Raw genomic sequence first — 12,792 nt, 5'->3', positions numbered from 1 at the left:
CCACACAGATTGTCTGATTAATTTGTTAAAGAGCGTGGCAACCGGGAAGTCACTTCCGGGTTGCGAGGCTGCGTATCTTACGCTTTCCTCTCAGCGTGTCAAGCCCTTATTTTCGCGGCTTTTCACTCCTGTCATCCCGACTGTTTTGTGTGTTTGTCGTGACAACGGATGCGCATTATAGGGAGCATTCGAATTTACGCAAGCGTTTTTTATAATTTCTTTTCCAACCGAATAACATTTAAGCAAAAGAGTCATTTTTGCCTATTTTTTATCACATTTGGTAGTTCTGCAAGGCTATTAATGACCAAATCGGCGGCCTGTTCTGCTTCTTGTGTTACAGGTTTCCCTGTACGTACAAGCACTTTAATTCCGACACTAGCGGCATTTGCTGCTTGCATATCTTCTATTTTGTCTCCCACCATATAAGAAGCCGCCATATTAATATGCAGTGCTTTTTGTGCATCAAGTAACATACCTGATTGTGGTTTACGACAATCACAGTTCTTTTTATAGTGTTCATCACTTGCTTCTGGATGATGTGGACAATAGTAGATACCATCAAGATCAATGCCCCGGTCCGCAAGTGACCAATCCATCCATTCTGTTAATTGTAAGAACTGATCCTCTGTGAACATTTCCCGGGCAATTCCCGATTGATTTGTGACTAATACCAATGCATAGCCCATTTTTTTCAATTCCAACATGGCTTCAATCACGCCATCAATAAATTGAAAATTATCTATTTCATGGACATACCCATGATCAATGTTGATCGTGCCGTCACGATCTAAAAATACGGCGGGAATACCTTGATTCACCTGATTGCTCCAAGAATGTACTGAACAGACAGTATCGCATGATTTGTTAGTGAATGAGAATGCAGCATTTAATTTATTCCTAGTTGACTTAGACGTCTAGACGCCTTAACATCCACTTTAATTCATGACTTGTTGCAAATGCTTTCAAGTTACTCACTTTTATATCTCTAAGAAAAACATAAAAATGATAAAACTGACTCAGATAAATAAAGTATTTCAACAAGGAACGCGCAGTATAAAAGCACTTTCTGATATCAATCTGCATGTCCCGCAAGGGCAAATTTATGGTGTAATTGGTTCCTCTGGAGCCGGAAAGAGCACTTTAATTCGCTGTGTGAATATGCTTGAGCGCCCTACTTCCGGTCAGGTACTCGTTGATGGGCAGGATTTAACTTCTCTTTCAGAGCGTGAACTGACTCGTGCCCGTCGTCATATTGGAATGATTTTTCAGCATTTTAATCTGCTGTCATCCAGAACAGTATTTGACAATGTGGCACTACCTTTAGAATTGAACAACACCCCAAAAGCAGAAATAAAAACGAAAGTTGATGAATTACTGGAATTAGTCGGTCTTTCTGAGAAACGTGATGCCTATCCTGCCAACTTATCTGGTGGTCAGAAGCAACGTGTCGCTATCGCTCGTGCTCTGGCAAACTCACCAAAAGTCCTTTTATGTGATGAGGCTACCAGTGCGCTGGATCCAGCAACAACGCGCTCTATTCTGGAGTTATTGAAAGATATTAATCGTCGTTTAGGGTTAACCATTTTGTTGATTACCCATGAAATGGATGTCGTTAAACGCATTTGCGACCAAGTTGCCGTAATTAGCGGTGGGCAGTTGATCGAACAGGATGTGGTTAGCGAAATATTTTCTCATCCTAAGACACCTGTTGCTCAAGAGTTTATCAAGTCCACACTACATTTGGATATTCCTGAGGACTATCAGCAAAGATTACAATCTGAATCAACTCCGGATAGCTGCCCATTATTGAAACTAGAATTTACAGGTAAATCCGTTGATGCTCCACTAATCTCCATGGCAGTACGTCGTTTTAATATTGATATCAGCATATTGAGTTCTCAAATGGATTATGCCGGTGGTGTTAAATTTGGCGTTATGCTGGCTGAATTAGACGGTGAAAATAGCAGTATTGAATCAACAATTACGTTCTTAAAAGAGCATCATGTGAAAGTAGAGGTTCTCGGTTATGTCTGAAGGAATGATTTTATTATTGGCTAAAGGAGTCTGGGAAACTCTGGTGATGACTTTTGTTTCCGGTTTTTTTGGTTTTGTGATTGGCTTACCTGCCGGTGTGCTTTTATATGTTACTCGTCCTGGGCAGATCATAGAAAATGGTACTTTGTACCGCACGCTTTCTGCACTGGTAAACATAACGCGTTCGGTTCCATTTATTATTTTGTTAGTGTGGATGATCCCTTTTACTCGGCTGATTGTAGGAACTTCAATCGGGTTACAGGCAGCGATTGTTCCTTTAACTGTTGGTGCAGCACCTTTTATTGCTCGTATGGTAGAAAATGCATTATTAGAAATTCCATCCGGGTTAATCGAAGCAGCACGAGCAATGGGTGCAACGCCATTCCAAATTGTCAAAAAGATTCTGTTACCAGAAGCATTACCCGGTTTGATCAATGCAGCCACAATTACCTTAATTACATTAGTTGGGTACTCTGCTATGGGTGGCGCTGTTGGTGCTGGAGGATTGGGTCAGATTGGTTATCAATATGGTTATATTGGCTACAATGCAACCGTGATGAACATCGTATTAGCATTATTAGTTGTTTTAGTATTCTTAATCCAATTAGGTGGCGACCGTTTAGTTAAAGCCGTAAATCGTAAATAATTCAACAAGTGTGTTGGTTAACAGCACCTATACCCGATAGTTTTCAGATAGCAGTAAACAAAACTGCAACTTAAAATCTAAAAGGTATATTACCGGGCTTACATCCAAAAGCCTCATTATAGTAGTACGCAATAACTTGATAAGACAGGTTATAAATCAGTATTCGATAGGGGTAAAAAATATGTCAGTGAAATTGAAATCCATTGCTGTAATCGGGACATTATTGGGAACACTCGCACTTGCAGGCTGCGGTCAAGAACAGAGGGACCCAAACCACATTAAAGTGGGTGTCATTGCAGGGCCTGAATTACAAGTTGCTGAAGTTGCGAAACAAGTAGCAAAAGAGAAATATGGCCTTGATGTTGAACTGACAACATTCAATGACTATGTTCTGCCGAATGAATCACTGAGCAAAGGGGACATTGACGTCAATGTTTTCCAGCACAAGCCTTACTTAGACCAGCAAACAAAAGAGCGTAACTATAAACTGGCCATTGTTGGTAATTCTTTTATCTATCCAATGGCTGCTTATTCTAAGAAGATCAAATCACTGGACGAACTACAGGATGGTTCTCAGATTGCTATACCAAACGATCCAACCAACCAGGGGCGTGCTCTACTGTTATTACAAAAACAAGGTCTAATCAAATTGAAAGATGGTGTCGGCCTGCTGCCAACAGTTCTAGATATTACCAGCAATCCTAAGCAGTTGGATATTGTTCAACTGGAAGCACCGCAATTACCACGTTCACTGGATGACCAAAAGATCGCTTTGGCGCTTATCAATAATACCTACGCAGGACAAATTGGTTTAACACCAGAGCAAGATGGGATCTTTGTTGAAGATAAAAATTCACCTTACGTCAATATCATCGTCAGTCGTGAAGATAATAAAGATGCTGAAAATGTTCAAAAATTTGTGAAAGCTTATCAATCACCTGAAGTCGATCAGGAAGCTCAAAAAGTTTTCAAGGGTGGCGCAATAAAAGGTTGGTAACCTTTCATATTTAAGCAATCAAGATTAAAATTCTGGGGCGGATATTTTTATCCGCCCATTTTTATTGGAATTGGAGAAAGAAGGGCTTTTTATCATCGTTTCGCCAATATTCAATCATCCCACATACTGATTCAATCAGAATAAGGATTCATCTCAATGCGTATGTTACCTGTCTGTTTCTTGGTGCTTTTTATGGTTGGGTGTACTTCCCTGCCAACCCGGTTTGATAAAACTGAGAGGCCGGATTCAGAGACGGAAAACTATTCAATCAGAAAAAACCAAAGTGCAACTAATATTCGGTTATATACAAAACCAGACGAACTATTAGGCTCGCCATTTAAAGATCTTGGTATCGTTGCAGGGGAATCTTGCCGAAATACACTACAAGATCCTCCAGCAAGTATTGCTGTTGCACGACAGAAAATGCTGGCAAAAGCCTCTGGCCTGAATGCCAATGCCGTTCTACTGCATCAATGTGCAATCCTGCCTGGTCAGGGGTGCTATCAAATTGCTATCTGTGAAGGCTCCGCGCTGAGAACCACTAATTAGACATTATCATATTCTTTATTAATAAAAGTATCCGGTACTATTAAAAAAGGCTTATGGCAGATTTTCATTTTACCCAAATAGGAACGATTCACTCTCCTTACAAAGAGAAGTTTGCCATTCCCCGTCAGCCGGGTTTGGTGGAAGATGGCACAGGTCAACTCGAATTGTTCGCCCCTTATAATCAGGCAGATGCTGTGCGTGGTTTGGAACAATTCAGCTATCTTTGGATTGTTTTCATTTTTCACCAAACGATGAACGACGGCTGGAACCCATTGGTTCGTCCTCCCCGCTTAGGTGGCAATGCTAAAATGGGCGTATTTGCTACCCGCTCAACCTTCCGCCCCAATCCGATCGGTATGTCTTTAGTTGAGTTGAAAGGCATTGACTGTCAAAACAATCGCCTACTACTGCAACTGGGTAGCCTGGATTTAGTGGATGGAACTCCCGTACTCGATATCAAACCCTATCTACCCTTTGCTGAATCACGCCCTGAAGCCAAAGCAGGATTTGCTCAGGATGCACCAAATGCAGATATGGATGTTTGTTTTTCGCCAACCGCAGAACATCAACTTTTATGCCACCAGGCAAGTTATCCTCATTTACGACGTTTTATCCGCCAAGTTTTGGCTCAAGACCCGCGTCCTGCCTACCGTAAGAAAGAGCAGGAAAAGCGAGTCTATGCAGCTCATATACTGGATTTCAACATACGCTGGCTGGTTAGCGGCACCATAACGGAAGTGGTTTCTATCGAACCGCGCTAAAACTCCTTTTGACATCGCAAACTCACTGGTAGACTAGCGGCTTATTTTATTTTCTGGGCTGGGTGGCCCTATCTTATTTCGCCATCCAGAAGCAACTTGCTATCCAATGGAAACTTACTATGCGTACTAGCCAATATCTGCTCTCTACTTTAAAAGAGACGCCTGCTGATGCAGAAGTAGTCAGTCATAAGCTGATGCTTCGTGCCGGAATGATCCGTAAACTCGCTTCTGGTCTTTACAACTGGATGCCGACCGGTGTCCGCGTGTTGAGAAAAGTTGAAAACATTGTTCGTGAAGAGATGAATAATGCTGGAGCAGTTGAAGTTTCCATGCCGGTAGTTCAGCCAGCAGATTTATGGCAGGAAAGTGGCCGTTGGGTACAATATGGCCCAGAATTACTGCGCTTGGAAGATCGCGGCGCCCGTCCTTTTGTTCTGGGACCAACCCATGAAGAAGTCATTACTGATCTGATCCGGAACGAAGTGACTTCCTATAAGCAACTTCCATTGAATCTGTTCCAGATCCAAACCAAATTCCGTGATGAAGTTCGTCCGCGCTTTGGTGTAATGCGTTCACGGGAATTCATCATGAAAGATGCTTACTCTTTCCACACCAGTCAAGAGTCTCTGCAAGAGACTTATGACAAAATGTACGACGCCTATAGCAAGATCTTTACCCGCATCGGTCTGGATTTCCGCGCAGTTCAGGCAGACACGGGCTCTATCGGTGGTAATGCTTCCCATGAGTTTCAGGTTTTGGCCGCCAGTGGTGAAGATGATATTGTTTTCTCTACAGAATCTAACTATGCAGCGAATATCGAACTGGCCGAAGCGGTCATGCCTTCTCAGGAGCGTTCAGCGCCAACAGAAGATATGCGTCTGGTGGATACACCAAATGCAAAAACCATTGCCGAGTTAGTAGAACAATTCAATCTGCCGATTGAGAAGACGGTCAAAACACTGCTCGTCCATGCCACAGAAGAAAGCGGACATAAACTGGTGGCATTACTGGTTCGTGGTGATCATGAATTAAATGAAATCAAGGCAGAAAAACTGCCATTGGTGGCCAGCCCACTAGAGTTCGCTACCGAAGAAGAAATTCGTGCTATCGTCAAAGCTGGCCCTGGCTCTTTAGGTCCGGTGAATCTGCCTATACCTGTTATCATTGACCGCAGTGTATCCGTTATGAGCGACTTCGGTGCAGGTGCCAACATTGATGATAAACACTATTTTGGCATTAACTGGGAGCGTGACCTGCCTCTGCCAGAAATCGCAGATATTCGTAATGTGGTTGACGGTGATATCAGCCCCGATGGTCAAGGTACATTACAAATCAAACGTGGTATTGAAGTTGGTCATATCTTCCAACTCGGCACAAAATACTCAGATGCCCTGAAAGCAACCGTACAGAACGAAGATGGTCATAACCAAGTTGTTACAATGGGATGTTACGGTATTGGCGTGACCCGTATTGTCGCGGCTGCCATTGAGCAGAATCACGATGATCGCGGTATTATTTGGCCAGATGCAATTGCGCCATTCCAGGTAGCAATTTTGCCAATGAACATGCACAAATCCTATCGTGTCAAAGAGGTTGCGGAAAAACTGTATGCTGACTTACGTGCCAGCGGTATTGATGTGATTTTCGATGACCGCAAAGAGCGGCCAGGTGTGATGTTTGCAGATATGGAACTGATTGGTGTGCCACATACTCTGGTTATCGGTGATCGCAATCTCGATAATGACGAAATCGAATATAAATACCGCCGCAATGGTGACAAACAGATGCTGAAACTGGAAAATGTGGTTGAATACCTGAAAAGTAACATTAAACCATCTTAATTCTGATTAAGCATCCAGCCTGCCTTCAGGCAGAATCAGTAATAAAAAACCTGCGTAATCAATGCGCAGGTTTTTTATATGTGACAGAAGAGATCACTTCTTACTTTTTAGTCTGGCAAGAAGAGGATTTATCAAAACGGATTTTACCTGTCTGAATTAATGCATTATCAAATAACCCATCTTCCATTGAAGGACGAAGCGTATAATATCCTTCCACTTCCACATAAACAGGCTTTTCACCTTCCACGCCCGTTGCGCTGTAACCTCGTTCCAGCTCGATATTTTCCGATGCATCATAGAATTTTCCGCTGTGGCATTCGATAAAAGTAGCACTGTCAGCAAAATAGCGATACTCACCTGCCAGTTTCTTCGGAGTCACTTTTGCCAGCTTATAATTTAATTCTGACTGGATCGGCTCGCCTTTAATATCCAGCATAACCAGATCCTCTCCTGTCATCTGGTAATAGGCTTTTTCACCTTCATTACTGGTTAAATTTATTTTTTTACCATTGACAACCCAATGCCCTATTTCAAAAAAGGGTTTTTCTTGTCCGGATTCCAAATAAGTTTGTCCCAGAATATATGTGCCGCCATTTGAAAGCTGTAAGGTAGTCTCAATACCGGCACAATCGGCGCAAGGTATCACACCGTTAAACACTTTCTCATTGATTCGAAACTGATTCTGAGGTGTCGAATCATTCTGATGAGTAGGATTATGCTGACACCCAACCACTGTTAGCACTCCTGATGCTACAAGAGCAAGTAATATGTTTTTATTCATCGCCATTTCCATTCAATAAACCTAGCAGATACACCATCTTTATAACATCAGTCTTGTATAAGATATGAAGTTTTCTTAATCAGGTTGACATTACTTTACCGTATCTCAAAATTCACAGTGAAAAGCCAAGTAATAATGGCGTAATTTTGTTGCGTAATGGTAGAGTAAGGATTTAACCTACTGACTTTTTCAAAGTAACTCAACAGACTTATCCAGTCATCAAGGAAAAGTTACTATGCTATAGTCGAAGGTAGCATTTTTGCATTTGAGTTTGGTCAATCACGGGCGGCACGATAACCGCCACTAACATAGTGGTGAGCAAATATGTCTATAGATACTGAATATCAACCAATTAACTGTGATGATTACGATAGCCTTGAGCTAGCTTGCCAAAACCAGCTTCACTTACACATCCAGCTACGGGGTGGTGAAATATTTGAGGGAAAAGCTAATAAATTGATTTTGAGAAAAAAAGTCGAATATATTCTCGTAGAATCAAATGAAGAAACCCGTGAATTAAGATTAGATCACATTATCAGTTTCAGTAATCCAGAAATTGGAACAATTGTTATTGAACATTCTTCATTATAAGTAGCATGTAGAACACGTTTACTACACAACAAAGGCTGACTACATAACAAAAAGTCCTCGCACTAAGTGAGGACTTTTATCGTTGAAAAAGTAAATTTCCCATGTAAATCAGACATAAAAAAACATTCTTCTTACCATTTTTCATGATACTCGCAAACGTCAACATAACCTAATTATAAAACGAATCATTCAATAGCATCCCAGGCACCTTTTCCGCTATTTCCAGATACAACTGTTGATGATCCATCGCCAATAAAAAAACCTAATAATGAATTATTATCATCAAAAAATAATATGCCTGCAGTTGCAATAAATGTGTTGGCCCAATAATTAGTGGTATATCTCAAAAGCTTTTCATAATCAATGGCGTAACATGTCCCCCAATATTTCCCCCACCCAAGTGTACCTAACGCATCTCCCTTTCCGTTGAATGTCCGATCAGTGCTACTTAAATAGACAGTAATGTATGTTTTAAGTATAAAGCTAGAAATACTAAAAGTTGCATCATAAAAATGACTTAATTTAATCAGAGCAAACGCGTGACATATTTCATCAATCTTATTTTGATCCAGTTTATCTTTCATTGCTGTAGAAAATGACTGTAAAATTTGAATCTTAGTTTCACGCTTATTATTTTCAGTACTCATAACAATAACCTTAATCAAAATGAAACACCAAATAAATCACAAAATTATTTTCATGACAGAGTTATATTTAAATATTTTTCTCAAAAATCTGTGACACCAGATTATTATCCGATGTTTTTCATTATTCACTCATTTGAGAGTAAATTGGGTTAAATTTATAGTGATATTTATTTTTATAATAAATAACTCCACAAGATAAAACTTATTTGAATTTATAATCGGCTATACCTCTTAAAAATCATCCTATATTTTAAAATTTAGTACACATTCTTATAATTTCAATAATAAATTATTATATCTTGCGTTTTTTAATTTATCGCGTTAACACCTTAAAATTAATTCATTAAATAACAAGAAATTACATTATCCCTAATGTAATCTCCTAAAACCGCAATTCAGACTCCTACCATGAGTAACTAAGTATGAGGTAAGATAGTATGAGGTAACATTTTCTGCCACTGAACTGAAAAACCTATCTCTTCAGCCAAAGGTTGCCCCTCTTTCGTCACAAAAACCCCCAATGCTGCAATGAGCTTATCATCATAGTAGAGCAATGGCGTTCTTTCCCTGAGCCAGGGTGCCACACCGAGCTCCTGCCATAACTTTTTGCTATGGCGGGAATGCTGCCGCCCCACGATATTGATATTTCCCTGAACCCCAAAGCGGATTGCAACCCGCTCATTATTCTTAGGTGCTCTGATGTTAACCGTATCTCCTTTATTCTCCCCACTTTCGGAAAGGAAAAGTGTTCCCAGACCATCTGGTAATGGCAATTCCTGTTCTGTATTCCATTCGATAACCATACCAGCAAGTGATTGATATTGAGAAACCAGCCATAACTGTTGTCGATAACGACGGATATCAAACTGCCCTAACCTGAAACAAGGTTCTGCATCCTGTCGGGAAAGTGCCACTTCTGACCAGATCCGTTGAAGCTGTTCACGAGCGGGCATTTTCACGCCATGCCGATTGAGCCACCGACGTAGTAATGCGTTACGTTTAGCCACAGAATATGTTTCCAAAGGGGGAATGACTATCGCTCCCTCTGGAGTTATCAGCGAATTCAATAAATCATCAAGCAATTCATCCAGCAATTGTTCTTGCTCACCACACAAACTGGCACTACGGGAAACTGCTTGTGAAAAGTGTGGCCAACGCTGGTTGAGCAGTGGCATGATATTCAAACGCAAGAAATTGCGATCATACCGATCATCCTGATTACTATCATCTTCAATCCATCTAAGCCCTTGTTCTTGTGCATAGTTCTCTAATTCTGCACGGCTGACATTCAGTAATGGGCGCATGAGTGTTGTCTCAGCAAATGACATAGAGGATGGCATGGAAGATAAGCCAGCCGGTCCACTTCCCCGTTTTAACGCCAACAAAAATGTTTCAGCCTGATCATCAAGGTGCTGTGCCGTTACCAGAATCTCACCCTGTTGCAACTTATGCCGAAAAACCTGATAGCGGGCATCACGAGCCGCAGCTTCGACACCTTTCTTGCGGCTATCCAGGCTCACTCTTTCGGCGTGGAAATCAACCTGCCAGTCAGCACAAATTTGACGACAATGAGCAACCCACTCATCCGCTTTTTCGTTTAAGCCATGATGGATGTGGATTGCCCTTAATGTGATAGAATTCTGTTTATCACAGCCCGCTTGTGAAGATTGCTGGCGCAGACGAACCAGCAAATGCAGCAACACGGTAGAATCCAGTCCACCACTAAACCCAACCAAGATTTTTTTATGTGTCCCTATCTGATCCGTCAACGCAATCATCAGAGGCTCATGTGTACTATTCATTGTGGATAAAACTCTTTTTTTAATTCGGAATATCAATCCTCAATCAAATCATCCGACAATTTCTTTTTCGTCGAAGTTTCATTCTTTGCACTGATACAAAGGACCCCGGATAGGATAACAAGCCCTAATCCGACCACATAGGCCGGAACGAATTCATCACCAAAAAACAAAATCAACCACATCATCGACAATATTGGTGATAAAAATAGGATCGAGGCAATTTTCGGTGAATCAGGGCTGCTCATAGCCTTGAACCAGATAATATAGGAGATCCCATTCAATATGATGCCATTTAGCAGTGTTGGCATCAGTGAATCTCCCATAGGCCACTGGAATTTGCTAAACGCGAATAAAAATATGAGAGATACCACAGTTGAGTTAGCGAAAACCCAAAACGTACTGATATAAGGATCAATAGCAAAGTGTTTTGATAAAACAGACAGTAACGCAAAACAAAACGCGCCGCTAAACACCAGTAATAGAGCCTGTGGATGCTGCACAGAAATTTGAGTGATATTACCTTGAGTAAAAGTGATGACAACTGCAATAAAACCAATTGTCATACCTATCATCTGCTTGATAGACAATTTCTTTTTGAACAAAAGAAATGATAGTCCAATTATCATCAACGGCCAGCTATATTGAATGACCAAAACAGCAACGCCATTTTCGATAGAATAGCCATAGTAGAGCAGTAAATAAAAGAAACAGTCCAAAGCCCCTAATATGAGAACCTTAATCATTACAGGAAAAGGAATAAATAAGAGTTGCTTCCAGTTTCTCCCCATCATAACCGCAACCAGAAAGACAGCTAAAACTGACAGTACATTTGACCAGAATAAAAATTGGAAATGATCCATCTCTTTCTGACCAAAACGCGATATAGACGGAATAAAACTCCAGATGAATACACAGGAAAACGCATAAATAATATATTGATATTTGGCCATCGAAAACCCAACTTATTATTTTTAATACCCTGTAAATAAGATAATTTATCTCAACGTGTAATAAGAACGATAATATTGTTCAATATAGTTTCTGCTGATTTTTTTACCATATTCAATAAAACAGGTGGAAATAATGAAGAATCTCTATCCTCCAATACTTCCACCTGTAGAAGACACCTGTAAAAGAATTACCTGCAAAAATGATATGTAAAATTATACTCAATCAGGTTATCAACAATAGCCATACTGCATTAAACGTTCATAACGACGGTTCACTAATTCTTCACTGCTGAGCTCACTCAATTCAGTAAGATCAGCCAGTAATTGTGCTTTCAGCGTATCTGCTATTACTTCGTAGTTACGATGTGCACCACCTAATGGCTCCGGGATCACTGAATCAATCAATTTCAGCTCTTTCAGGCGGGGAGCTGTATTTCCCATCGCTTCTGCTGCCAAAGGGGCTTTATCAGCACTTTTCCATAAAATGGAAGCACAACCTTCCGGCGAGATGGTGGCAAACGTACTGTATTGCAACATGTTCACTTTATCACCAACACTCAGTGCCAATGCACCACCGGAGCCACCTTCACCGATAACCGTACAGATAACAGGCACAGACAAACGAGACATTTCACGCAGGTTACGAGCGATAGCTTCTGACTGCCCACGCTCTTCTGCTCCCACACCCGGATACGCGCCCGGAGTATCAATAAAAGTGATGATTGGTAGTTTGAAACGCTCTGCCATTTCCATCAATCGCAGAGCCTTGCGATACCCTTCTGGCGATGGCATACCAAAGTTACGACGGATCTTTTCTTTTGTCTCACGACCCTTTTGGTGCCCAATCACCATCACCGGACGACCATTAATACGCGCCAATCCACCGACTATCGCTTTGTCATCTGCATAAGCACGATCACCAGCCAATTCTTCAAAATCAGTAAAAATACGCTGAATATAATCCAGTGTATAGGGACGAAGGGGATGACGTGAAAGTTGGGAAATCTGCCATGCTCCCAGATCAGAAAAAATTTTGCGGGTCAGCTCTACGCTTTTTTCCCGCAAACGCTGGACTTCTTCATCCAGATTGATATCTAGCTTTTCGTCTTGACGGCTAACTGCGGTGAGCGAATCGATTTTCGCTTCCAGCTCGGCAATCGGCTGTTCAAAATCCAGAAAATTCAGAATCATAA

Annotated in this window: 13 protein-coding genes; 7 read left to right on the top strand and 6 right to left on the bottom strand. The window is 41.1% G+C overall.

What is annotated here, in order from left to right; genetic code table 11:
• Window positions 1-251: 251 nt before the first annotated feature.
• Window positions 252-818, bottom strand: a complete 567-nt coding sequence (gene gmhB, locus ABLA85_RS12315; protein WP_367964507.1) for a D-glycero-beta-D-manno-heptose 1,7-bisphosphate 7-phosphatase — start codon at window positions 816-818, stop codon at window positions 252-254.
• A 184-nt stretch (window positions 819-1,002) separates the two neighbouring features.
• On the opposite strand from gmhB, the gene metN reads away from it, so the two are divergent.
• The 6 genes from metN to proS all read left to right on the top strand — a co-directional run bounded on the left by metN (window position 1,003) and on the right by proS (window position 6,828).
• Entirely contained in the window at window positions 1,003-2,034 is a 1,032-nt protein-coding gene (gene metN, locus ABLA85_RS12310; protein WP_367964505.1) for a methionine ABC transporter ATP-binding protein MetN, read from the top strand.
• On the top strand, window positions 2,027-2,680 hold the full coding sequence (locus ABLA85_RS12305) for a methionine ABC transporter permease MetI (protein WP_038259762.1): 654 nt from the start codon (window positions 2,027-2,029) through the stop codon (window positions 2,678-2,680). The genes metN and ABLA85_RS12305 overlap by 8 nt, the downstream gene beginning before the upstream one ends.
• A gap of 181 nt (window positions 2,681-2,861) precedes the next feature.
• Window positions 2,862-3,677 carry a MetQ/NlpA family lipoprotein gene (locus ABLA85_RS12300; protein ID WP_367964503.1) on the top strand — a complete coding sequence of 272 codons (816 nt, stop codon included), beginning with the start codon at window positions 2,862-2,864 and terminating at the stop codon, window positions 3,675-3,677.
• 156 nt (window positions 3,678-3,833) lie between these two features.
• On the top strand, window positions 3,834-4,226 hold the full coding sequence (rcsF, locus tag ABLA85_RS12295) for an Rcs stress response system protein RcsF (protein ID WP_367964501.1): 393 nt from the start codon (window positions 3,834-3,836) through the stop codon (window positions 4,224-4,226).
• 53 nt (window positions 4,227-4,279) lie between these two features.
• Window positions 4,280-4,987, top strand: coding sequence for a tRNA (N6-threonylcarbamoyladenosine(37)-N6)-methyltransferase TrmO (tsaA, locus tag ABLA85_RS12290; RefSeq protein WP_367964499.1), 708 nt, complete (start codon window positions 4,280-4,282; stop codon window positions 4,985-4,987).
• Window positions 4,988-5,106: 119 nt separating this feature from the next.
• On the top strand, window positions 5,107-6,828 hold the full coding sequence (gene proS, locus ABLA85_RS12285; protein WP_367964497.1) for a proline--tRNA ligase: 1,722 nt from the start codon (window positions 5,107-5,109) through the stop codon (window positions 6,826-6,828).
• A 100-nt stretch (window positions 6,829-6,928) separates the two neighbouring features.
• On the opposite strand, the gene nlpE is transcribed toward proS, so the two are convergent.
• On the bottom strand, window positions 6,929-7,609 hold the full coding sequence (gene nlpE / locus ABLA85_RS12280) for an envelope stress response activation lipoprotein NlpE (RefSeq protein WP_367964495.1): 681 nt from the start codon (window positions 7,607-7,609) through the stop codon (window positions 6,929-6,931).
• Between the two features lie 324 nt (window positions 7,610-7,933).
• Between nlpE and rof the strand changes: the two genes are divergently transcribed.
• On the top strand, window positions 7,934-8,200 hold the full coding sequence (gene rof, locus ABLA85_RS12275; protein WP_367964493.1) for a Rho-binding antiterminator: 267 nt from the start codon (window positions 7,934-7,936) through the stop codon (window positions 8,198-8,200).
• A 185-nt stretch (window positions 8,201-8,385) separates the two neighbouring features.
• Here the strand turns inward: rof and ABLA85_RS12270 are convergent, their stop codons facing one another.
• The 4 genes from ABLA85_RS12270 to accA all read right to left on the bottom strand — a co-directional run bounded on the left by ABLA85_RS12270 (window position 8,386) and on the right by accA (window position 12,790).
• A complete protein-coding gene (locus ABLA85_RS12270) occupies window positions 8,386-8,847 on the bottom strand; it encodes a VapA/VapB family virulence-associated protein (RefSeq protein ID WP_367964492.1) in 462 nt (153 codons plus the stop codon).
• A gap of 416 nt (window positions 8,848-9,263) precedes the next feature.
• On the bottom strand, window positions 9,264-10,649 hold the full coding sequence (gene tilS / locus ABLA85_RS12265) for a tRNA lysidine(34) synthetase TilS (protein WP_367964491.1): 1,386 nt from the start codon (window positions 10,647-10,649) through the stop codon (window positions 9,264-9,266).
• Between the two features lie 32 nt (window positions 10,650-10,681).
• On the bottom strand, window positions 10,682-11,599 hold the full coding sequence (locus tag ABLA85_RS12260; protein ID WP_367964490.1) for a DMT family transporter: 918 nt from the start codon (window positions 11,597-11,599) through the stop codon (window positions 10,682-10,684).
• Window positions 11,600-11,830: 231 nt separating this feature from the next.
• Window positions 11,831-12,790, bottom strand: coding sequence for an acetyl-CoA carboxylase carboxyl transferase subunit alpha (gene accA, locus ABLA85_RS12255; protein ID WP_367964488.1), 960 nt, complete (start codon window positions 12,788-12,790; stop codon window positions 11,831-11,833).
• Between the last annotated feature and the right edge of the window lie 2 nt (window positions 12,791-12,792).

The sequence above is a fragment of the Xenorhabdus sp. SGI246 genome (assembly GCF_040838225.1).
GTDB lineage: Bacteria > Pseudomonadota > Gammaproteobacteria > Enterobacterales > Enterobacteriaceae > Xenorhabdus > Xenorhabdus indica.
The sequence above is the reverse complement of the archived record's forward strand: the minus strand, read 5'-3'. Positions and strand labels throughout refer to the sequence as shown.